Source organism: Methanosarcinales archaeon, from assembly GCA_014859725.1.
Taxonomy (GTDB): Archaea; Halobacteriota; Methanosarcinia; order Methanosarcinales; family Methanocomedenaceae; genus Kmv04.
In genome coordinates this window covers 1-21,026 of the sequence record JACUTQ010000018.1, presented here as the reverse complement: position 1 = coordinate 21,026, position 21,026 = coordinate 1, and the positions used below count along the sequence as shown (strand labels likewise).

At 40.9% G+C, this 21,026-nt stretch carries 25 protein-coding genes; 7 read left to right on the top strand and 18 right to left on the bottom strand.

What is annotated here, in order from left to right; translation table 11 throughout:
* Positions 1-79 precede the first annotated feature (79 nt).
* The 3 genes from IBX40_02895 to ribB all read left to right on the top strand — a co-directional run bounded on the left by IBX40_02895 (position 80) and on the right by ribB (position 2,159).
* Positions 80-703, top strand: a complete 624-nt coding sequence (locus IBX40_02895; protein MBE0523271.1) for a DUF169 domain-containing protein — start codon at positions 80-82, stop codon at positions 701-703.
* A 62-nt stretch (positions 704-765) separates the two neighbouring features.
* The gene (locus IBX40_02890) at positions 766-1,422 is read left to right on the top strand and encodes a DUF120 domain-containing protein (GenBank protein ID MBE0523270.1); all 657 of its coding nucleotides are present in this window, start codon (positions 766-768) and stop codon (positions 1,420-1,422) included.
* 29 nt (positions 1,423-1,451) lie between these two features.
* Positions 1,452-2,159 carry a 3,4-dihydroxy-2-butanone-4-phosphate synthase gene (gene ribB / locus IBX40_02885; protein MBE0523269.1) on the top strand — a complete coding sequence of 236 codons (708 nt, stop codon included), beginning with the start codon at positions 1,452-1,454 and terminating at the stop codon, positions 2,157-2,159.
* A gap of 50 nt (positions 2,160-2,209) precedes the next feature.
* On the opposite strand, the gene IBX40_02880 is transcribed toward ribB, so the two are convergent.
* From IBX40_02880 to IBX40_02870, 3 genes are all read right to left on the bottom strand, one after another.
* Positions 2,210-2,590 carry an ArsR family transcriptional regulator gene (locus IBX40_02880; GenBank protein ID MBE0523268.1) on the bottom strand — a complete coding sequence of 127 codons (381 nt, stop codon included), beginning with the start codon at positions 2,588-2,590 and terminating at the stop codon, positions 2,210-2,212.
* Between the two features lie 269 nt (positions 2,591-2,859).
* Positions 2,860-3,693 (bottom strand): sugar phosphate isomerase/epimerase, encoded by an 834-nt coding sequence (locus IBX40_02875; GenBank protein MBE0523267.1) that lies wholly within the window; start codon positions 3,691-3,693, stop codon positions 2,860-2,862.
* Positions 3,694-5,523 carry a DUF5591 domain-containing protein gene (locus IBX40_02870; protein MBE0523266.1) on the bottom strand — a complete coding sequence of 610 codons (1,830 nt, stop codon included), beginning with the start codon at positions 5,521-5,523 and terminating at the stop codon, positions 3,694-3,696. It abuts the gene before it with no gap.
* Positions 5,524-5,609: 86 nt separating this feature from the next.
* Between IBX40_02870 and IBX40_02865 the strand changes: the two genes are divergently transcribed.
* Together IBX40_02865 and IBX40_02860 are read left to right on the top strand one after the other, a co-directional pair.
* Positions 5,610-6,287 (top strand): fibrillarin-like rRNA/tRNA 2'-O-methyltransferase, encoded by a 678-nt coding sequence (locus tag IBX40_02865; protein MBE0523265.1) that lies wholly within the window; start codon positions 5,610-5,612, stop codon positions 6,285-6,287.
* A gap of 42 nt (positions 6,288-6,329) precedes the next feature.
* Complete coding sequence (locus IBX40_02860) at positions 6,330-6,713, top strand: DUF302 domain-containing protein (protein MBE0523264.1); 384 nt, start codon at positions 6,330-6,332, stop codon at positions 6,711-6,713.
* 540 nt (positions 6,714-7,253) lie between these two features.
* Here IBX40_02860 and IBX40_02855 read toward each other — a convergent pair.
* The 11 genes from IBX40_02855 to IBX40_02805 form a co-directional block, all read right to left on the bottom strand.
* Complete coding sequence (locus tag IBX40_02855; protein MBE0523263.1) at positions 7,254-7,871, bottom strand: V-type ATP synthase subunit D; 618 nt, start codon at positions 7,869-7,871, stop codon at positions 7,254-7,256.
* A gap of 22 nt (positions 7,872-7,893) precedes the next feature.
* A complete protein-coding gene (locus tag IBX40_02850) occupies positions 7,894-9,270 on the bottom strand; it encodes an ATP synthase subunit B (protein MBE0523262.1) in 1,377 nt (458 codons plus the stop codon).
* On the bottom strand, positions 9,270-11,042 hold the full coding sequence (locus tag IBX40_02845; protein MBE0523261.1) for an ATP synthase subunit A: 1,773 nt from the start codon (positions 11,040-11,042) through the stop codon (positions 9,270-9,272). Before IBX40_02845 ends, IBX40_02850 begins: the two co-directional genes overlap by 1 nt.
* Entirely contained in the window at positions 11,033-11,335 is a 303-nt protein-coding gene (locus IBX40_02840; protein MBE0523260.1) for a V-type ATP synthase subunit F, read from the bottom strand. The genes IBX40_02845 and IBX40_02840 overlap by 10 nt, the downstream gene beginning before the upstream one ends.
* Before the next feature lie 2 nt (positions 11,336-11,337).
* On the bottom strand, positions 11,338-12,375 hold the full coding sequence (locus IBX40_02835; protein MBE0523259.1) for a V-type ATP synthase subunit C: 1,038 nt from the start codon (positions 12,373-12,375) through the stop codon (positions 11,338-11,340).
* Positions 12,376-12,382: 7 nt separating this feature from the next.
* Positions 12,383-12,934, bottom strand: a complete 552-nt coding sequence (locus tag IBX40_02830) for a V-type ATP synthase subunit E (protein MBE0523258.1) — start codon at positions 12,932-12,934, stop codon at positions 12,383-12,385.
* 29 nt (positions 12,935-12,963) lie between these two features.
* Positions 12,964-13,224: a hypothetical protein gene (locus tag IBX40_02825; protein MBE0523257.1), complete on the bottom strand. Its 261-nt coding sequence runs from the start codon at positions 13,222-13,224 to the stop codon at positions 12,964-12,966.
* A gap of 4 nt (positions 13,225-13,228) precedes the next feature.
* The gene (locus tag IBX40_02820) at positions 13,229-15,184 is read right to left on the bottom strand and encodes a V-type ATP synthase subunit I (GenBank protein MBE0523256.1); all 1,956 of its coding nucleotides are present in this window, start codon (positions 15,182-15,184) and stop codon (positions 13,229-13,231) included.
* Positions 15,177-15,503, bottom strand: a complete 327-nt coding sequence (gene ahaH / locus IBX40_02815; GenBank protein MBE0523255.1) for an ATP synthase archaeal subunit H — start codon at positions 15,501-15,503, stop codon at positions 15,177-15,179. The genes IBX40_02820 and ahaH overlap by 8 nt, the downstream gene beginning before the upstream one ends.
* A 201-nt stretch (positions 15,504-15,704) precedes the next feature.
* On the bottom strand, positions 15,705-16,184 hold the full coding sequence (locus IBX40_02810; GenBank protein MBE0523254.1) for a hypothetical protein: 480 nt from the start codon (positions 16,182-16,184) through the stop codon (positions 15,705-15,707).
* A 110-nt stretch (positions 16,185-16,294) separates the two neighbouring features.
* Entirely contained in the window at positions 16,295-16,654 is a 360-nt protein-coding gene (locus IBX40_02805) for a BlaI/MecI/CopY family transcriptional regulator (GenBank protein ID MBE0523253.1), read from the bottom strand.
* Between the two features lie 101 nt (positions 16,655-16,755).
* Here IBX40_02805 and IBX40_02800 point away from each other — a divergent pair, with 101 nt between their 5' ends.
* Both IBX40_02800 and IBX40_02795 read left to right on the top strand, forming a co-directional pair.
* The gene (locus IBX40_02800) at positions 16,756-17,184 is read left to right on the top strand and encodes a hypothetical protein (protein MBE0523252.1); all 429 of its coding nucleotides are present in this window, start codon (positions 16,756-16,758) and stop codon (positions 17,182-17,184) included.
* A gap of 2 nt (positions 17,185-17,186) precedes the next feature.
* The gene (locus IBX40_02795) at positions 17,187-17,387 is read left to right on the top strand and encodes a hypothetical protein (GenBank protein ID MBE0523251.1); all 201 of its coding nucleotides are present in this window, start codon (positions 17,187-17,189) and stop codon (positions 17,385-17,387) included.
* Here the strand turns inward: IBX40_02795 and IBX40_02790 are convergent.
* The 4 genes from IBX40_02790 to IBX40_02775 form a co-directional block, all read right to left on the bottom strand.
* Positions 17,384-17,773, bottom strand: a complete 390-nt coding sequence (locus tag IBX40_02790; GenBank protein MBE0523250.1) for a methylated-DNA--[protein]-cysteine S-methyltransferase — start codon at positions 17,771-17,773, stop codon at positions 17,384-17,386. The two genes, IBX40_02795 and IBX40_02790, sit on opposite strands and share 4 nt — an antisense overlap.
* 92 nt (positions 17,774-17,865) lie before the next feature.
* Entirely contained in the window at positions 17,866-18,474 is a 609-nt protein-coding gene (locus tag IBX40_02785) for a DUF5591 domain-containing protein (GenBank protein ID MBE0523249.1), read from the bottom strand.
* An 81-nt stretch (positions 18,475-18,555) separates the two neighbouring features.
* Entirely contained in the window at positions 18,556-19,830 is a 1,275-nt protein-coding gene (locus IBX40_02780) for a DUF1743 domain-containing protein (GenBank protein ID MBE0523248.1), read from the bottom strand.
* On the bottom strand, positions 19,827-20,648 hold the full coding sequence (locus tag IBX40_02775; GenBank protein MBE0523247.1) for a diaminopimelate epimerase: 822 nt from the start codon (positions 20,646-20,648) through the stop codon (positions 19,827-19,829). The genes IBX40_02780 and IBX40_02775 overlap by 4 nt, the downstream gene beginning before the upstream one ends.
* Between the last annotated feature and the right edge of the window lie 378 nt (positions 20,649-21,026).

Genomic DNA, 21,026 nt, shown 5'->3' with positions numbered 1-21,026 from the left:
AATATATTTAAAACTGACATTTTGAGCTTCACGTTCAGAATGTCAGGATTTTATTATCTATCAATAGAATTAATTATCAATGGCCCAATCAAATATTTTGGAATTGATGGATACGGGATATCCTGTAGCTATCAGGTTCGTTCAGGATACAGCTTCATCACAGACTGATATGCTTTTTTGTGAACTGGTCCAAAGTGCCCGAAAAGGGGACAAAGTCATTTTTTCTGAACAGGGCTGCCCTGTAGGTGCTTATGTATTAAGCAGGGATGCGCCCAGACCTGACGATTACTATCATAGATCTGGCAGGTATAAAGACCGGGCATCTGCTGTAGAAGCTGCCATATCCCTTCCAAGACTTGTGAAACAATTTAGTTCCATCCAGTTGTTTCCTTTAATAAAAAGCTATGATAGATATGATATATTATTGTTATTTCTTTCTCCAAATAAGGCAATGCAGATAATCCAGGCCCTATCCTACCATACTGGTCTGCCAAGCGAGTTCAGAACAGGCGGCACAGCTTCTATTTGTGGTGACTGCACTGCTGCTGCTGAAAATAACCATCAATTGTGTATATCACTGGGTTGTAAAGGTTCACGAAAACACAGTAAATACGGGGATAATGAAGTGATAGTTGGCATTCCTAAAAAACTTGTAATTCCAATTCAGAAAGGTCTTGACACCATTCCCGGAGTATTTTACTAATCCCGCAACATTTAATTACCATCGCATCATATTTGTTATGCACCTCAAATATGGCGAACACAATGGAAGATATATCAGCTCTTAAAAAATTAGCACTTTTAGGTGGACTAAATAGTGCCATCAGAATTTCTTCATCAGAATTTGCCGATGAGATATTATCAAGTTCACAAACAGCTTCAAGAAGGCTGCAAGCACTAGATCAGTCTGGATATATCACTCGAAGGGTCGATCCAGGAGGGCAACAGATCACCATCACAATAAAGGGCCAGCAGGCTCTGGAAGCAGAATATCTTGAATACAGGGAAATATTTTCACAAAAACCAAGTGTTATAGAACTCACAGGTATCGTTATAACCGGTTTAGGTGAAGGCCAATATTATACTTCATTAAAGGGATATCGGGACCAATTCACTAAAAAGTTGGGTATTGACCCTTTTCCAGGGACCTTGAATTTAAGACTTGAACCAGAAAGTATGAGTTGTCGGAGTCTATTGAACCTGAAAAATGATGTTGAAATTAAAGGTTTTACCACACGGAACAGGACATTTGGTGCAGGTCACTGTTATCCCGTAAAAGTAGCGAATGGGATTCAGGGTGCAATAATGATACCTGAGAGGACCCATTACCCAGAAGATATTATTGAGATCATATCTCCAGTGAACATTAGAGAGAGGTTGAAACTGGAAGATGGGAGTAAAATTACAGTAACAGTAGAATAAATCAAATTTATATAATCATGGAGAACAGGATGAACAATATAAAAAATAATTCAATACATAAAGCAATTGAATCATTGAAAAATGGAAAAATGATATTGCTATTTGACGCAGTAGACCGTGAAGGTGAAACTGACTTTGTCATCCCGGCCTCTAAAATAACTACAGAACATATATATCAAATGCGAAAAGATGGTGGCGGCCTTATATGTGTTGCAATTCATCCAAAAGCAGCAGCTAAATTAGACCTTCCGTTTTATGCAGATATTTTGCGTCATTCCCATTCTAATGAAAAAGTTCGAAAACTTGTTGAAAAAGATGGGGACCTCTCATATGATTCAAAATCATCATTTTCACTATGGGTAAACCATAGGGATACCTTTACAGGTATCACGGACCGGGACAGGGTCCTGACTATTACCCGGATGGGTGCTTTTGTGAAAAGCGCATTAAATGGTGGAACAGCAGACCTGTCTTCAGAATTTAGATCGCCGGGTCATGTTTCCCTGTTAAGGGCTGCTGACGGCCTTATGCGTGAACGTATGGGCCAGACAGAACTTTCGGTAGCCCTTGCTGAACTTGCAAATCTTACACCTGCAATGGCTATTTGTGAAATGCTTGATGGATCAAATGGTCTGGCACTTTCAAAAACAGACGCTATTAATTATGCTAAAGAACACGACCTGGTTTTTGTAGAAGGCAAAGATGTGATTGAAGAGTATGATAAAAATAGAAATTAAATAAAAACAAAGCTATTGTTTAACAATAGCTCCAGTTATATTATTATTTTTTAATTACCCAGCTTCATCAGTTTTAATCGCTGAATATTATCCATCATTCTTCTGGATTCCATTGTTTTTTGTTGTTCCAGTTGTTTAATAATGGAATTTATTTTCTCATCCAGCCGATATATTTTAAAAGGCCGTCCTTTACCGGGTTTCTTTTGTTCGCGTATAACCACCCAATTCATATTCTTGAGTTCACGCATTGCATTACTTACTTCTGGTTGTCGTAGATCAGAACCTCTTTCAATTTCGCGAGAAGTTACTTCGTCGACATTTTTCAGATATGTAAGTGTTTTTGCCACATTTCTTTTTAATCCTAACCCCATTAGAGTGTCTGCGAATTCCATATCGGCCTTATCTAATACTTTTACGGATTGATTTCTCATTTTACTCCACCAAAATATTACATTTTAATAATATATTATATAACTTGTGATACTTTACATTTATTTTAAAAACCAATGGACAAATAATTTCTCAAATTGAATATTATATCTCATTATTTCGATGAAATATAACATTCTATGAAGGATATTTTTTTGAAATACCACTTTTCACAGGATTTGGTGTGATTTCTCCTTTGAATGTCATAATAATTATAATAATTCTATTCTTAAATTAGAAATTATATTTAAAAATACGAAAACATTTTTTTCTATACTGAACTAAATGCTTGTATAAGATAAGTCCTCTCATTTTCAAGAATCGAAATTTTATCAGATTCAGATTGATATCCGTCAATCAATTTATCATCTATCTCAATGGTAAGATCATTGTCATACCCATTCAGTCTTAACCTGCTCAGGACATCTGATGTCATTGGATTTTGATCTAAATATCCAGGATAATGCGGTACTCCGTTATGTATCCCCCCCACGTGAATATTTACAATCCTTTCACCCAGGTCATCAATAAATTTCATGGCATTATCCACATCAATTTGAAGAGCATGGGGAATATCTAAAGTCATCATCAAATCTGGGAATTTTGCAAGTACATTCCCCATCTGAACAGGATCGTAACACATACTACGTACACTTGGTGTTAGGTTCTCCAATGCCAGGGTTACATCCATTTCGCTGGCATGATCAATACAAACTGTAAGATAGTTTAAGAACCGGTCCCAATCCTCTGGAGTGGGAGCACGGTTAACAGTTCTTTTCCCGGGATGTATCGTAAGAATGGATGCATCGAGTTTTACTGTCAGGTCGATAGCCCATTTAGTTTCGATAATAGTAGCATTACACACATGTTCATTAAAAGAAGAGGCATTAAGATCCATAACAGGGGCATGGACAGTACATTGGTCAGAAAATACAGAAATGGTATCTTTAAGCTTATACGCGGCTTCAGGTTCATGTCGATGCCGCCAAAATTCCGGGGTTTCTGCCCAGAATTCCATATTCTCGATGCCTGCCCGGGATAGTATTTTCACTATATCTTTAACACTGAAATCCCAGAGGAAAAGTGAGGCACATGATATTCTCATTCAAATCTCCTTAACTTTTCTAATATCAACAGCAACACCCCTACTGGAGCGAACCATCTCCTCACCACCCATCAAAGCCCTACCTACTCCAATCACCTTTTCACCAATAATGATAACCTGGTCAGAAGGCCGTATTTCAGGATCCACATCCAATACCCCGGGAGCTAATAAAGTTCCACCAGGTAAAAAATCATCAATTAAGACCTGATAGGTACCTAATTGGCGAAGTCGCTTTGCCCCTTCGATAGAGGGAATTAATTCGCCTGTTCTTGGATTCAGGTCTGCTAACTTTTTCTTGTCCACATATACCTGATGTTTAGGAAAAGGAGCTTTTATTATTGCATTTTCAGGTACCAATAGTCCTCCCGCACCCCTGCCGAATTGATAGTCTGCAATAGATCTCATCATTATTTTTGTAATGTCAGCTGGTTTTCGAAGTTTAGTTTCAGTTTCTTCAACCATATTTTGCACTATGGATTTTAGCTTTCGAAACGATTGGGTAGATGTTACACTGCCTTCTGTAGAATAAATGATCTCAAGATTGAGTGCTTCAGATGCCGACTTACAAATGTCCCTATAAGCTCCATTCACGTGTGCGATAATATATTTATAATCATTTTTTTTTAGATAATCAATAAGACAACTTCCCACCCAGGAATGCTCTTCCAGATCCCAGTGCCCTGTGACAGGAGTATCATAATGGGCAGCAGGGTACACAAGTTCCAGTTCCCGGGGTACAATGCCTAATGGTGAGGTGATTATTACTTCATTTAAAGCACGTTTGTTTTTTCCTATAGAGCGGCTGAACATCTGGTGGCTGTTCGATATTGAATAAGGTTTACGGGCAGAGCATGGAAGTAACAATAATATGTCTGAATCGGGTGCCTGGTGGCGGGTTTTCACCCGATCCGCAAAGCGTGTGATCTCTATCCGGTTCAGGGACTCTGAAGTATTAGTATACATTGTATTGCGCCTGAATGTGGGTGTACGCGTTTCTAGGTATGAATGTTCCTGGTCCACGAGCCTGAGCAATGCACTAAGCCATGGACTGCTGCGGCATTTTCCTTCCACATATTCCCTTAGACGCCCGTCCCTGATATGCTGGATTGAAATTCTTTTTTCTTCTTCCAACTTGTTGCAGTTATGGCTGGCTATTAATGCACCACGGGTACGTGCATCCATTTCTTTCATAGCATCAACACTTGTACTATTGCATACACTGCACATGCATGGCAGCTGTGACAGGTCAGAAAAAAGGTGTTCAGCATCAGGCATCATGTAGATATTATAATACGCCCGGATCGTAGGTAATATGTCATCTACCACATCAATACCCAGATAGATCAGGAGACTTATGTTCTCGGGCGTGGCCAGGGCAGGGGCATACAGAGCCGTATCAGGGGGTGTACTATTTTTAATATGAATTATGATATCCCTGAGGACACGTGGATTGTTCTCGAGCTGCTTTGCCGCACCAATGGCATACAGGTCTGCTGTTGAAGTATCAGGATAAGCTGGATGTACGACACGCCCTTTGGGGCCGTCCCAATCTTCCCACACCTGTCTGGCCTCCTTGCCCGATTCAATTATCTCTTTCACTGTCTCTGCTCTTGCATGCAGGGCCACAGATTTGTCAGGCAGGATTACAAGTTTATCAGGTTTCATCTCTCCAGGTATTAGATTTTCCCTATCCCAAAGAGAACCAGCATAAATAATCGGGTTCTCTTCTCCAGATTTTAAAATCATTGGAGTTGGATAATATCCTTGCAACATCAACCTGCCAAGCCTTGCTGCGCCGTCGCGTTTAGTAACTTCGAAATATTTGGTCATCAGAATTCTAATTTCTGTATGTGCCGTAACTTTAAAAATGTATATTCAGAAAATCTTATTGAGAATTAATTGTCTATTGAACCTTAATGCCTGAACATTCTACGAAGAAACTACCTCATAATGTCATTTTTATTAAAGATAAAGGCAAGTTCAGACTTGCTTCAAGAAATTTAACTCCTGAAATCAGGGTCTATGGTGAAAGGTTCATAAATGCCAGTGGCATTGAATACAGATTATGGTCTGCACATCGCAGTAAACTGGGTGCTATGATCGAGAAGAAAATGACTATTCCTGTAAAGGTAGATTCTTTAATCCTCTACCTGGGCGGTGGGACCGGAACTACTGCCAGCCATATTTCAGACATCGTCAGTGAAGGTAAGTTATTTGTGGTAGAATTCTCACCAAGGGCTATGCAGGACCTTCTCAATGTATGTATCAATCGCAAAAATATGATCCCGGTTCTTGCAGACGCAAACAACCCGGTCTCATATAAAGCCGTGGCTGGAATAGTTGATGTGATCTACCAGGATGTGGCCCAGCCAAACCAGGCTGATATTGCAATAAAAAACGCCCGGACATTTTTAAGACCAAAAGGGTACGTAATAATGGTAATAAAAGCCCGAAGTGTAGACAGTTCGATAAGTCCTAAAAAAGTATTTGAGCAGGAAATCGCTAAATTGGAAGCAGAGTTTGAAATACTGGATAAAAAAAGGCTTAAACCTTTTCATGAGGATCATCTGGCAATTATTGCACAACGAAAATGATTTTTACCATCATTCCCTAATATGAAAAAAGGGTGATAATGAATGTATGATATTACCACTGTAGTGGATATTGAGTATAGTGATGCCATTGAAAAAGTGAAACTAGAGCTTGCAAAAGAAGGGTTTGGGGTATTAACTGAAATTGATATTAAGGCCACATTGAAAAAGAAATTAGATGTTGAAATTGAAGAGTACATAATTATGGGCGCGTGTAATCCACCCCTGGCAAACGAAGCTCTTAAGATCGAAAAAGAGATTGGGTTGCTATTACCCTGCAATATTATAGTCTACCGAAATAATGGGAAGACCATCATTTCAGCTATTAAACCAAGAGAGATGTTTTCGATAGTAGAACATAAAGAGGAACTAGAGAATATTGCAGGGCAGGTGGAAGAGAAATTAAAGAATGTAATTAGCAGATTATGAATCATAATTGGACATTCTGTATTACATTAATCATGTATTGCAGAAATCCTTAAACCTTTTTAATATTGTAAATTATCAGACTTTTTTGAAATCTCGAAGCCAGGGGCAATTCACGCGGAAGCTAGGTAATAGTATCTTTTATTTTAGATGTGTTGCTCTGGATGCAGACACCGGTGAAGATGCTATCCGAAGATTAGCGATTTTAGTTGAAAAACGACATACATTACCTCCGACGGCTCAAGTTGTTGTGAACCGGTTAGTAAAGAAAATCGATGGGCTATTTTTAACCGATTATAGATGCTTGGAAGAGTTTTTCAACTGGTGTTGGAAACATTTTCAGGACAATAATGATTTATAAATATTTTCATATTTCAAGTATAGAACCAGACATATACCATTATCCCATATCCTAATACCAGCATTAACAACGAAATTTTCCAAAAATAGCGCAGTAAAAATGCCTTTGTCTCAGGTTCACTCAACTTTTGTCTGAACTTCTCTTTCAAAGGCATGTTAGAATAGCAGACTATTCCTGCAAAATTATGTTTTTATCCGTTTGAGCCTGAAAATTTCTTCCCTTTCCATCTCATCAAGCCTGAGCATGATAAAATCCCTGGCTTCACTTAGTTCAGGTATGACCTTGAACTCAAGAGCATTTACCCGGCGTTTTGTCTTTTCGATCTCATCCAGCAATTTCTTAATGGTGGTCTCGATCTCGGCAGCTTCAATGATCTTTTCTACAAGTGACTCGTACGAGTCCACTGCTTCATCAATCCTGCTGCTGGTGCCGATAATACCATATCCCCTATCGTTTAAGTCCTTTCTGACACTGCTGGACTCGATTTTAGGAACTACAACGCCCATCACGTTCTTGCTCTGCACTTCAAGAGCTGGTGCATCCTTGAATGAAAAAGCTGTAGACTTGACTGTCACTATACCTTCCACAGCCTTGGCAATATTGATCTTTTGTGAAGCGATGGCGAACTTGGCATCGAGCTCTAATCGCACTGTTTTAGCCTTCTCAAGTATCTCGAAGAATTCCAGGATAAGCCCATCACGCTTCATCTTGAGAAGTTTATGTCCGCTCTCTGAAAGCTTGATCTTCCTCTTCAGTTCGATAAGTTCTGAACGTGTTGGTTTAACATCCTGTACAGCCAAATTATTGTCCTCCGAGATCCACTTATTTCCTGTGGGAAGGATGATATTTCTCGATAAACTTGTTATCGATCCTGGTCAGGAGAGTTACAGGTAATTCACCAAGTAATTCCCAGCCAATGTTAAGAGTGGTCTCGATATCCCTATCTTCATCCACACCCTGGCGCACAAACCTGTCCTCGAACATATCTGCAAATTCTAATAACTTTTTGTCCCTATCCGACAGTGCGTCCTTACCTACAATGGCTACTAATCCTCGCAAGTCCTTACCTTCTGCATAGGCAGCATACAACTGGTCAGACACTGCTTTGTGGTCTTCCCTGGTATGGCCTTCACCAATACCGCTGTTCATAAGACGGCTCAAGGACGGCAAAATATTAACAGGCGGATAGATACCTTTCATGTGCAGTTCCCTGGAAATAACGATCTGGCCCTCAGTGATATAACCGCTGAGATCAGGAATCGGGTGGGTGATGTCGTCACCAGGCATACTCAGGATACTGAACTGGGTCACAGAACCTTTTCGGCCTTTGATCACACCTGCTCGCTCATATAGACTGGCCAGGTCAGTATACATATAACCTGGATAACCACGCCTGCCCGGTACCTCTTCCCTGGCCGCACCCATCTGCCTCAAGGCTTCGCAATAGTTGGTGATATCTGTAAGAATGACCAGCACATGCATATCATGCTCGTAGGCCAGGTATTCTGCTGCTGTAAGTGCCATTCGAGGTGTGATAAGTCGCTCAACAGCCGGATCGTTGGCCAGGTTCAGGAACACAACTGCCCTCTCAAGGGCGCCTGTCCTTTCGAAATCCTGCATAAAGTACTGGGCTTCCTCGTTGGTAATACCCATAGCTGCGAACACCACGGCGAAAGCTTCCTCACTACCAGGCACCTTTGCCTGTCTGGCGATCTGTAATGCGATCTCGTTATGGGGCAGTCCGGACCCAGAGAAAATAGGAAGTTTCTGGCCTCTTACTAAGGTATTGGTCCCGTCTATGGTACTGATGCCTGTCTGAATGAAATCCTCTGGAGGCATCCGGGAGAAGGGATTAATGGCAGCGCCATTGATATCAAGCCTGTCCTCTGGAATAATGCGAGGCCCACCGTCCAGGGGTTCACCTCGGCCTGACAGTATCCTGCCAAGAATGTCTTTTGATACTGGCAGTTTGATGGTCTCGCCAGTGAAACGAACACCACTTTCCCTGCTAAGACCTCCCGTACCCTCAAAAACCTGAATAACCACAGAATCGTGTGATGTGTCCAGCACCTGTCCTCTTTTGGTAGAACCATCAGGCAGGTTGATATTCACCAGTTCACCGTAACTTACAGGCTCGGTCTTCTCAAGGAAAATGAGGGGGCCTGCAACCTCTGTGATTGTCTTATATTCTTTAGTCATTATTCAGCCTCCTCTGCTATTGGTGCACTTGAATACGATTCACCCTGAAGTGACTTGAACTCCTTATCCATTTTATCCATGACCTTTTTCAGTTCACCATCAAAATCTTCCTCGAATCGTATTTTGCCAATTTCATCTTTTGATTCCAGTTTTATGATATCCTGGAAAAGTACACCAGAATCCAATGCTGATTGGGCTTTATTTGTGAACTCATTTATTGTTTCCAGCAATTTGTACTGCTTGGTCATGGGACAGAAGGTATCAATGGGATGGAATGCATTCTGCTGCAGGAAGACCTCTCTGATAAGCCTGGTGATCTCAAGTGTTAACTGCTGATCGGGAGGTAATGCATCCGAACCCACCAGCTGAACAATATCCTGAAGTTCAGATTCCTGCTGCAGGAGATCCATTGCATTATCTCGCAATTTCACCCATTCAGGAGAAACATTCTCATTATACCATTCAGTCAGGCCCTTTGAATATAGACTGTAGCTGTTCAGCCAGTTGATGGACGGGAAATGCCGTCTCTGGGCAAGTTTCGCATCCAAAGCCCAGAACACTTTCACGATCCTCAGTGTATTCTGGGTCACAGGTTCTGAGAAGTCGCCGCCAGGAGGAGATACAGCCCCGATAATTGTAATAGAACCGCTAAGTCCTGCCAGGGATTCAACCAGACCTGCCCTCTCATAGAATTCGCTTAAACGTGCTGACAGGTAAGCAGGATAACCTTCTTCACCAGGCATCTCTTCCAGCCTGCTTGAGATCTCTCGCATGGCTTCAGCCCATCTGCTGGTACTGTCAGCCATAAGTGATACATCATAACCCATGTCCCTGTAATATTCTGCTATGGTAATACCAGTGTAGACACTGGCTTCCCGGGCAGCTACAGGCATGTTACTGGTATTGGCGATAAGCACAGTACGCTCCATCAAAGGCCGACCTGTTTTTGGGTCTTCCAGTTCAGGGAACTCGGTCAGCACATCAGCCATCTCGTTACCCCTCTCGCCGCAGCCGATATATACCACGATCTCGGTATCGCTCCACTTTGCCAGCTGCTGTTGTGTAACAGTCTTACCGCTGCCGAATGGTCCTGGAATAGCTGCTGTTCCGCCTTTGGCCACAGGGAACAGACCGTCCAGGATACGCTGTCCAGTGATAAGTGGGATTTTAGGTGTAAGCTTTCTGGTCACAGGCCTGGGTTTTCGAACAGGCCATTTTTGCATCATCTGGAGCTCGGTGCCGTCATTCAATATACAAATAGTATCCAAAACAGTGAATTTTCCACTCTTGATCTCATCTATGATGCCAGATACATTGGGCGGTACCATGACACGGTGTTCCACGTTTTCGGTTTCCTGGACAGTCCCTAACACTTCTCCGCCTGAAACCTCGTCTCCGGCCTTGACAGTGGGTTTAAAATTCCAGAGTTTTTCATGGTCCAGACCATCTGCAGTCACACCACGTTCAATAAAATCGCCCATCTTTTCTTTCAGGATCGGTAGTGGTCTTTGAATACCATCATAGATACTCTTGAGCAGTCCAGGACCTAATTCTACTGACAGGGACAAACCTGTATTTTCTACTGGTTCACCAGGTCTGATACCTGCTGTTTCTTCATAAACCTGTACAATGGATTTATCCCGTTTAATACCAATAACTTCTCCCATAAGGCCTTCATGTCCGACTTTGACAACATCAAACATTCGGGTATTGATGCCCTGGACAGTAACTACCGGTCCTGATATTCTATATATTTCACCTTTCATTTCCACAGATCAACACCTACTGCTTGTTTTATTTTATCTCGTAAATTCGTACTTTCACCTGCACCGCCAATTGCTATGGTAGTGGGTGTAACCAGTTCATCCAGTGCAATTTGCATATTTTCAGGCAAACTGCTAAGATCATCATTATGAATAACCAAAATACCTACCTCCCTGTTTTCCAGTACTTGCTGTATGGTAGGTACCAGTTTATCATTTCCATTTGTCTCGTAAATGAACCTGATCCCAGCCAACCTGAAACCAGTTGTAAATTCACTATTTCCGACAACTGCAATTTCCATTATTACATCACCAGATGTTTCTTTATTATCTCGTCAGGAATAGCTGCTTCCTTACCCCTTACAATAATCCGTATATTGTTCACTTCCACATTTTTCCACAGCATATAATCGTATATGGGAAGAATGGAAAGAGGATAGTAGTGGGATACTTTTGTGGCATACTCCAGTGCGTATTTATCCAGTACTGCTTCCACGTCCATCAGGCTAGGCATATCGACCATCACCACTTCTGAAAGGGCAGACCAATACGTATAATCCTCAAGGGCTTTTAGAAAATCCGGCCATGCCAGTGATGCCAGACGGTTAAGGTCCTGGTTTTTCAGTTCCGTGCCCCCCGGGATCAAGAGCTCCTGGATCTCATCTTTTGAAAGATCTGCCTGCTTGGTCCTGAACAGCGTCTTCAGGTTCTTCAGGTCGATCTCGGTCTTAATGTATTTGAGACTCAGCTTCTCACCCTTTGATTTGCCAATTGAGGTCAGCAACCTGGAATAATAGAGTTTATCAAGATTATTTTCCAATGTCGAGAGTTCGCCGCCCTCATAATCATCGATTACCGGATAATAGGGGGTATTGGCAAGTGAGGCTTTAATATCCTGAATCATATCCATATTAGCTATGGTCGTAAGCTGCCGGTAACCCAACTGCCCGGCCGCCACTACCGCTTCAAGTATCTCGTCAGCAGGAGCACCATAATATTTACCTCTCAGGATCGTCTTTATGTTCCAGATGTCCCAGTGACGCAGATATTCTGCGATCAGAAAATTGGGTTCGTCCTGGGAGACACGCAGCAATTTCCTGTATGTCCTGGCCAGGTTCTCGTTCAACGCATGCTCCAGAAGATCGATGCCATCGAATTTCTGGGCAAGTTCATCCACATCCTGTTTATATTCAGACTCACCTATCAATCGGGTTATTTCAGGTGTGTCCATGTTCATCATCTTTGGATACACTTCCACAGGCATCAGCTTGCTCTTCATTGCCCTGACCCTGGCAGTAATATATGCGTATTTCTTGCCGCCTCTCCTGCTGAAAAAAGCCATGTATCATTCACCCAAAGAGTATATCAGAAACCTGTTTCAATGATTGCTCGAAAGCAGCGTCCAGAATTGTGTCAAATGTATAGTCCAAACGTACTGTTCCATCATCATTCTCAATAATAAGACCACCGATACAGTTGATCTCGCCCATGAACGTCATTTCAGTCATTTCCTGGACCAGTTTTGCATCTCTTCCATTGGAATAGACCCGCGTACCTTCATTCCCGTATTTATCCAGAAGCACTTTGAGCAAGTTTGTATTCTTTTCTGCTGACATTGATGAGATGACCTCTTTCGTAGACTCAATGGTGCTGTTCAATACATCCTTTTTCGCATTCAGGGTAGCCCGTTTGATCTCGAGATGAGCACTGGACAGCTCCTGTTTATGCATCCTCTCGATCTGAGCATCAGCCAAAGCCTGATGTGACTTCTTGATCTTCTCAACTTCGGTTTTTGCATCATTGATCAGTTTTTCGCCCTCTTTTTCAGCCTCAGTACCAATGACGGCGGCTTCTGACCGGGCTTGCTCCAAGATTTCGTTAACAATATTTTCAAGTCCCATATCCTATCTCCGGATAAAGGGTGCTGCATCTACAGGAAGAGCAACAATATGGCAACTACCAGTCCAAAGATGACAATGGTCTCTGGAATAACGGTCAGGATAAGACCTTTACCAAACAATTCTTCTCTCTCTGCCATTGCGCCTACAGCGGCTGCACCGATATCTTTCTCAGCTATACCTGAACCAATTCCGGCCAGACCTACTGCCAGACCGGCACCAATAGCTACCAGTCCCTTCTGATTTGCAATAATTGATTCGATTCCCATTTCTGCTATACTTGCATCAACCATTTATTTATTCCTCCGTGTATTTTCGATCATATCCAAATGTTTTAAATTTACGACCACCGCCAGTGTAGAATTTTGTAAAGAATTCTACATACTGCAGCCTTAGAGCATGCAACCCAGGTGCAATTACACCTAGAATTGTATTTACGGTGTGGCCAACTAACAATACAATTATTCCCCCCAATATGAAGAGAATTCCTTCTTCTTTGAAAAGCATATCTGCAATATTATTTACCGCAAAGGCAATGCCAACTGAAGATAAACCGACAGCCGCCAACCTTGTATATGAAAGAGTATTACTTAAAATGGATGGGAGTTCCAGAATTGCGGTTCCTCCTTCCCCTGCTATTAACATCACAAGACCGAGCACTGCTACTACTGCCCCTACTGTTTCACCGAATGGCGGGATATAGCCAAATGCTGCTATAGCATAAATTGCAATACCCAATTGCAGTACCATCCAGCTTATCTTTTCAAGTATTGCCACTTTTACTCCATGGGATACCACTTCATTCCTGAATCCTATCAGGAATCCCAGGTTCATGTGGACCACGCCTATTAACGCCGTTATGATGAGAAGAATGGGTATATCTTCCCTCCCAAGCCTTTCCAGTATGGGAAGGGCTCCGAAATTGAAGAACATCTTACCCAGAGCACTGTGCTCGCCTACCAGTTCCGTAACCACGCTGTGGGGTCCGAACAGGTGGAAACCGAATATTTCTGCGAACAGAACACCGAATATCAATGTGGTTATACTACAGTAGATCAGGAGAGTGGCCAGGGGTTTCAGACCTTCTGACCTGAGTTTGGCCCTGCCTATCAAACCGAGCGTCAGAAGTACTAGGCCGTACCCTATATCTCCAAGCATAAGGCCGTAGAATAGGGGGAAGGTGATGAAAATAATAAGTGATGGATCAATTTCTTTATATGATGGTCTTGAATAAAGGTCCATTATGGTTTGAAGTGGTCTGACTATTCCAGGATTGTCATATTCCACCGGTACAGTACTGGATTTGATCTCTTCCTCTTCCATATCCAGTTTCGATAAATAAACACTTCCTTTGAACTCATCTTCAATAGACTTTGATACTGTATCGAACTGTTCATCAGCAATCCAGCAATCTATTAGGAAGGTATTTTCTGATGTAGCAAATCTCAAAGGTGCTTCAGCTTTTTGAGTAGTGATAGATAATACTTCATCGGCTGCAAGGATGAAATCCAAATGTTGACTTTGAAGTTCTGCAATTTCATCTTCTAACTCTGTTAATTCCCTCAATATGTCCTCTTTCCTGTTATTCATCCCTGCTAACAGTTTTTGTGGATCACCCCTTTCTTCAGGAACATGAATTTCAGAAAAATTATATTTCTCAAGTAGTTCCGAGACCTGTGTTTCATGTTCTATAGGAGTAAAAAGAGCTATGATTAAAGTTTTATTATGAGCGGATACTAGCAATTCATAATCAGGAGTGATGTTTCTAATATCAGATTCTATTTCTGATTGTTCGCCTACGATATAACCCATAAAGACAGAAATTGATTGGTAACCGTGGTACATTTCCACATTCAGTGGAAATCCTGATATTGGTTGTATTTCATTGATTGAAGTTTCAAGATCCTTCATTTCTGCATCAAGGAAATTCCGTCTCTCTAATAAACCAGAGACTTTTGAATCTAGTTCATCCAATGTTGTATCAAGTTGTGCTAAAATAGAGTTTTCATTTTGCAACTCTTCCAGATATTTAGGTTTTATTTTAAGGAAATTTGATAAAGATCTGAGTTTAATAAGCTTTTGAGAGGTTTCAGATGCAGTTTTACCTGGTCTGCCAATAGAAAGAAAGGCATCTTCTTCTGTGAAATCTTCTACATGTATACAATTAAAATCATGAAGGATCTCCACAGTGTGTTCTAATAACTTATTATTACCGATAATTACAGCCCTTGAAACCTTTTTGGCTTTAAGCATTTATCGCCCTCTCGAATTGCTCAACTAAGTAATCAGTAGTTTTCTTAATATTTCTGCTTGCATCAGACTTTATTGTTTCAGCTTCTGTGAGTCCTTTTTTTAGTAAGCTTCCTTTTTCTGATGTAAATAGTTCTTTGGCCTGAGCAATTTTTTGTTCTGACAATTTGACGCTATCGATTTCAGCACTTTTCACCAATTCTCGGGCTTTGTTCTTAGATTCCTGTACCTTTTTGATCTTCAGTTCTTTTGCCTCTGAAATTATTGATTTTGCATCATCTTCAGCTGTCTTGATTTGCGCTAAAATCTCGGCCTTAGTCATATTAAGTTCACCATTCGATAAATTTTTAATAATTTGATAAAAATTTCAATCTCGTATTTTCCCTAAAAATTAATTTTGCTTATAATGTTATATCTATTTTCCAGAATTTTCAATTTATCATATAACATCTAATAGATAAATTATTCGGTATTGCTGAGTATTTCCCATATCAGCAAACCAGTTCATCATGAAAATACATGATTAATCCAAACGGCCTTTTCCCAACTCATCCACGATCGTATTAGCAATCTCATCAGATCTTGTATGACCTGGCCCGTCATGCAGATGAATCTTTAATGTTAAAACCCCTTCCGAAAGATGACTCCTGACCAAAAAAGTATCTTTTCTATATGGGACCCTTTGATAATCTTTATCAAGATATGTATATAACAGGACAATCCTGAAATCCAGAAGGCCATTGTCATCTATATCCTCAAGGACATAATTGAGATTATCGTTCGTCAACAGTTTAAAATCAATATTTGCTTCTGCGATTTCTACGGAAATACTTCTTTTTGTTTTCAAAGTTTCGCCTTTCGGTGTTACTAATTGAAAGGCACCTGATTTATCATTCATTCCAGCAAATGTTTTTACAAGATATGGCAGATCTGACCAAAAACTATATTTCTGCTGGAATTCGACATCATTTTTTGGAAAATGATGATATTCTCGCTTTCTCATTTCCAACCTTCAATCACCGACTATCAATAAGTTTAATACCATTATAAACTCTTCGAAAAGGTGGGAATCGAAATAACAACAGATTTCGCCTGAAATATGTTAATGGAGATTCATTTCTTATTTTTGTATTTAGAAAAATTTTCTACAGCCAATTCACCGAAAGTGTCAACGAGACTGTCCAATACCCTGTTAGTGATTTCCATAGCTATCTCGTTTCTGGTGGAGGATGCTGTGTAAATATAACGGACCCTCCCGTTGATATTATTAACCGATCTGTCAACAAATCTGGTCTTAACTAATCTGTCCAGAGTGCCTGCAACACTTGATAAAAGAACCCCGGTCTCTTCCGTTATCTGGGCGGTTGTCAGATCTCCTTTTTTCCACAATACATCCATGATCTGGGATTCTATGGGACTGAAGAATTTTGTGTACCCTTCATTGGATAGATTAATTCTGTCTAATTTAACCATTGTTTTACAATTAGTGTAAATAGATATAAATCTTATTCAAAGACCAGGAACAAAATAAAATGCAAATATTTATTTATTAAATCATATATTTGTATAAGCAAATGACTAGTAAAAAAATTCTGATATTTTTTATTATATTAACATCACTGCTTTTATCAGGATGTTTAAAGGCACCGGATACTGATGGGGATGGGCGCAGGGATCCAATCGATGTTTTCCCGGACGATCCTTATGATTGGGACGATTCAGATCGGGACGGGATAGGCGATAATGCCGAAAATGATGCAGGTACAAATCCCAGTTCTCCAGACACTGACGGGGATGGATTTCAGGACAACATTGACCTTGACCCGTTAGATGCAAATATAGGTATAGATAGTGATAGTGACAGCTATCATGACGGTATCGATGTATTTCCTGATAATGCCAGTGAATGGGCAGATACTGATAAGGATGGTTACGGTGATAACTCTGATAAATATCCACAGGACCCAAAGTACCACACTTCCATACCAAGAATTTCACGGTAACTGTGGAAACATGCAATAGAGTTGACAGATTCTCTGAGGACTGCAAAGCCAATACACAGAAGAGCGCATCAAAACAGGTTTACATAAATCCCGGTGAAACCACAACTATCGAATTGAAAGTGTTCTCTGAAATTATATACCAACAAAATATATTCAAAGAATTTATTATTGTCACAGCACCTGAAGTGGACCAGCCAGTTTAGATCAATATTGATTCAAGTTTCAGTAATTTCAGTTTAAGATCGACCCCACATGAAAAACCGCCCACTCCATGTTTCGAGACTACCCTGTGACAGGGTATGATAATTGGAGTTTTATTTTTTCCAAGAGCATTTGCGACAGCTCTTACGGCGCTAGGTCTACCTATCATTTCTGCCAGTTGGAAATATGTAATACATGTTCCATAAGGAATTGATCGTGCTGCAGTCAATACATCCTGCTGGAATGCTGTATAACCTGACATGTCTATACTATAAGCCGAAAAATCTACAATTTCCCCTTGAAAGTATCGGTACAGATCTGATGACACTGGCAGAAATATATTAGATTTTGATTTATGTTTATTATTTTCAATAAAACTAACAGACATGATAATTCCAGATGATGCTTCCTCTGATACCCACATCCCTATTGGATCTGCATAAAAAAAATCTGTGGTCAGAATTTCAGTACTATTCATCATTATAATAAATACCAATCATTGTCATTAATGATTGTCTCGCTTGCTTCAATATTACCAGTTGAATTCAAACCCATGGTCTGTGTAATAGAATTATCAAAATCCCTTAGATAATCAGGGTGGTTAAGACTACCATAACTGAATTTCAATCCGGGATCGAATATATTCTCCATGGTCTCCGGTTTTGGTACAATATCAACATGAATGCCGCTGATATCTACTGCTTTTTCCATGGCCGCCCTGAAATCCCCCAGACAGTATGCGATCCTGTGCTTGTAATTGTCCCTTGTCTTTTCAAGATACCGTGCCAGACGTTTGCTTTCAAGTCTATGGAATTCACGTTTTATCTGAGGTATATCACACCGCCCCAGTATGAACTGATAATCCATGAAAGGATATTCCGTATCCAGTTCCCTTGGAGTTACTCCGCAGGTCCCGAATACCACCACATGAACCTGGATTTCATCAAGATGCTTGAATATTATACTGTCAAATATCCTGTGAGAAGGACTCTTGTGATATGGCTTTGCTTTAGAGCAGGGCAGGAATATACAGATATCCTTTGTGGGCGGTTCATATTCTGTTAGTATCCATTCCACAGCCCGTGTCATGTCAGGGTGTTTGATCACCTTTTCGCCGATCAAAGGTTCATTAGATCTTTCTTGTTCAGGGATTATCACGTTTTCACCTTATCATCGTGAGGGATGTGCCCTTGGGTCAGCACATCTGATCAGGGGTTTTGAGATATGCCTTCTGGCACATGGCGGCACTTCATAAATTCCAGTTGTGATGTTTCTCTCGATTGGAGAATTTATTACCTCATTGCTTTTCGTACCACAGCTTTTGCACCTGTAACCCTGACCCCTGCCAGCTGATTTCATGCGTTTGCTGCAGGATGGGCATACGGGATTGAGCGTTGTTTCATGACTTGTCAATTCCAGGAGATCGATCTTCTCAATATTCAATGTCCCTTTTTTATATCCGCCGTAAACTTTTACCCTGTCACCTGTCATTAATTCACCGATCAGATTCCTGAAACCTTTAGTGGGTTCGAAAGCTGCACATTCTATTTTCCCAGACCCTTCCAATGTAAAAAACACGTGACCTCCTTCAATTGTTTTGGGGGGATCCATTACAGTACCCACAATAATGTAGGACCTTTCTTTCTGGATATTATTAATATCGTCAGTTCTCAAATGAAGATCAGTCCCCTGGTTGGTTTTATAAAGTATTGTATGACCGGTGGGCTCAGATCTAATAATTTCAAATGCCAGGTAGATATTATCAATATCATCACCTCTTATTCCAAATAGCACCGGGTCTGGAGAATGGGGAGCAAATACGACTGTGTCATTGGATATATCAACTGTATCCCAGGTTGAAGGATATGTTTCCCTGTCTGCCCTGAATACTGATTCCCGATCAATATCCCTGGGTGTACCAAAATTCTCAGGTAAGCGATAGGCGATCAACTCGTAAGTATGATCTGGCAGTCCGCATATAATTGCCCCGCATGCAGCCAACGCACCGATAAGCCCCCGATTGTTTTTATAACCCCTATGTATCAGGCCGTATTTATTGATAAATGCCAGAGCTGTATCAACTCTCAGAACATCACGCATGGCCTGCCACATGAAATCTTCCAGCTCTTTTTTGAATCCCTGGTCTTTTTGTTCTTTCAAAAAGACAATACCGGGATTGGTATTATCACACTTGAAATCGGCCATTTCTTCGACCAGGGATGTAGTAATATCAATAATAATTTGCTCATCGTTAGGATGGACATCGATTTCCAGTGCCAGCGCGGCATTTCCCCTGGTTTTATATCTAATATTAGGATTTAGCCTGATCAAGTGAGGAATTCCCTTAAGGGTTCCAAATGCCTGGAGCTTTTCAATGAGCACAGCTGTGAGATATGTTGTACACATCCCGTCCTTTGAATCTGTATCATCGATCCCGATAATCATAAAATGGTTCCATTAAACACGGTCTTGGCTGAGCCTTCCATAAATGCATAACCACCTTCTATGGTGATGTTGATTATGCCGCCCAGGGTATTGACCTTAATTTCATTTCCTGTCATACCCAGTTTATTGGCAACGACGGCCGCTGCTACCGAACCTGTACCGCAGCTTAGGGTCTCACCCTCAATCCCTCTTTCATAGGTGCGTACATTCAAATGACCTTCAGCAGCAAGATTGACAAAATTCACATTGGTACCTTTTGGAAAAAGATCATGATATCTGACAGAAAGTGCAAGGGCATCTATATCAATCCCCTCCAGATCATCAACAAATATTACAGCATGGGGTACACCTGTATTTACTGCAGATACTTTCATACCATCCATCATTACATTAATAAAATCTCCTTCGCCTCTGGCAGGTATGTCCTTTTTATCAAACATGGGCTTCCCCATATTCACTTTTATCCATGTATTATCCCCCTGACATTTAACATCCACAGGCATTATACCGGCCATTGTCTCAACAGATGCAGTACCTTCTGAAATATACCCGGTGTCAAGTCCGAATTTAACGAGACACCTGATACCATTACCACACATTTCAGCTTCAGAGCGGTCTGGCTGGAAAAGCCGCATCTTCATATCTGCAGAGCTGGATTTTGATAAGAACAAAACCCCATCTCCACCTATACCAAACCTGCGGTCACAGTATTTTTGAGCAAAACCAGGTTTAACATTGTCAGGGACGATCTCTTTGTTAAATTCATCAATAATAATAAAATCGTTACCATTTCCATGGATTTTAGTGAATTCGATCATATCCGCTGAAATCTGTAGATATTGGTATAAAGGTTTCGACTGATCTGACATAATTTGAATAAAGATATTTAATAATGATGTACCAGCAATATCAGTGCAGCGAGATGCCTCGGAATTATGTGGTTTTCATCTGCGCTCTTCAGGCCCCATCCCCATCGACTTATTGATATTGACCGACAGCCACCCATCTAGAGGTTAATATAACATAAAAAATATATTTCAAGTGGCTTCGGCACTTCCGGCAAAGATAAATTTGACCTTACCAACTTAAATAGTGAAAATTTACCCACACGATCTTGAAGAGATCCATAAAGAAGAGCTTCAACTAAAATATCTTCTCAAGGTCCTCAAGTCCCACTTCAACCTTGAAACCCTTTA

Bases quoted from the DNA above. Each gene is read 5' to 3' on its own strand.
- IBX40_02895 (MBE0523271.1), top strand. From the start codon at position 80: ATGGCCCAATCAAATATTTTGGAATTGATGGATACGGGATATCCTGTA.
- IBX40_02890 (MBE0523270.1), top strand. From the start codon at position 766: ATGGAAGATATATCAGCTCTTAAAAAATTAGCACTTTTAGGTGGACTA.
- ribB (MBE0523269.1), top strand. From the start codon at position 1,452: ATGAACAATATAAAAAATAATTCAATACATAAAGCAATTGAATCATTG.
- IBX40_02880 (MBE0523268.1), bottom strand. From the start codon at position 2,590: ATGAGAAATCAATCCGTAAAAGTATTAGATAAGGCCGATATGGAATTC.
- IBX40_02875 (MBE0523267.1), bottom strand. From the start codon at position 3,693: ATGAGAATATCATGTGCCTCACTTTTCCTCTGGGATTTCAGTGTTAAA.
- IBX40_02870 (MBE0523266.1), bottom strand. From the start codon at position 5,523: ATGACCAAATATTTCGAAGTTACTAAACGCGACGGCGCAGCAAGGCTT.
- IBX40_02865 (MBE0523265.1), top strand. From the start codon at position 5,610: ATGCCTGAACATTCTACGAAGAAACTACCTCATAATGTCATTTTTATT.
- IBX40_02860 (MBE0523264.1), top strand. From the start codon at position 6,330: ATGTATGATATTACCACTGTAGTGGATATTGAGTATAGTGATGCCATT.
- IBX40_02850 (MBE0523262.1), bottom strand. From the start codon at position 9,270: ATGACTAAAGAATATAAGACAATCACAGAGGTTGCAGGCCCCCTCATT.
- IBX40_02840 (MBE0523260.1), bottom strand. From the start codon at position 11,335: ATGGAAATTGCAGTTGTCGGAAATAGTGAATTTACAACTGGTTTCAGG.
- IBX40_02835 (MBE0523259.1), bottom strand. From the start codon at position 12,375: ATGGCTTTTTTCAGCAGGAGAGGCGGCAAGAAATACGCATATATTACT.
- IBX40_02830 (MBE0523258.1), bottom strand. From the start codon at position 12,934: ATGGGACTTGAAAATATTGTTAACGAAATCTTGGAGCAAGCCCGGTCA.
- IBX40_02825 (MBE0523257.1), bottom strand. From the start codon at position 13,224: ATGGTTGATGCAAGTATAGCAGAAATGGGAATCGAATCAATTATTGCA.
- IBX40_02820 (MBE0523256.1), bottom strand. From the start codon at position 15,184: ATGCTTAAAGCCAAAAAGGTTTCAAGGGCTGTAATTATCGGTAATAAT.
- ahaH (MBE0523255.1), bottom strand. From the start codon at position 15,503: ATGACTAAGGCCGAGATTTTAGCGCAAATCAAGACAGCTGAAGATGAT.
- IBX40_02810 (MBE0523254.1), bottom strand. From the start codon at position 16,184: ATGAGAAAGCGAGAATATCATCATTTTCCAAAAAATGATGTCGAATTC.
- IBX40_02805 (MBE0523253.1), bottom strand. From the start codon at position 16,654: ATGGTTAAATTAGACAGAATTAATCTATCCAATGAAGGGTACACAAAA.
- IBX40_02800 (MBE0523252.1), top strand. From the start codon at position 16,756: ATGACTAGTAAAAAAATTCTGATATTTTTTATTATATTAACATCACTG.
- IBX40_02790 (MBE0523250.1), bottom strand. From the start codon at position 17,773: ATGTCTGTTAGTTTTATTGAAAATAATAAACATAAATCAAAATCTAAT.
- IBX40_02785 (MBE0523249.1), bottom strand. From the start codon at position 18,474: ATGACACGGGCTGTGGAATGGATACTAACAGAATATGAACCGCCCACA.
- IBX40_02780 (MBE0523248.1), bottom strand. From the start codon at position 19,830: ATGATTATCGGGATCGATGATACAGATTCAAAGGACGGGATGTGTACA.
- IBX40_02775 (MBE0523247.1), bottom strand. From the start codon at position 20,648: ATGATCGAATTCACTAAAATCCATGGAAATGGTAACGATTTTATTATT.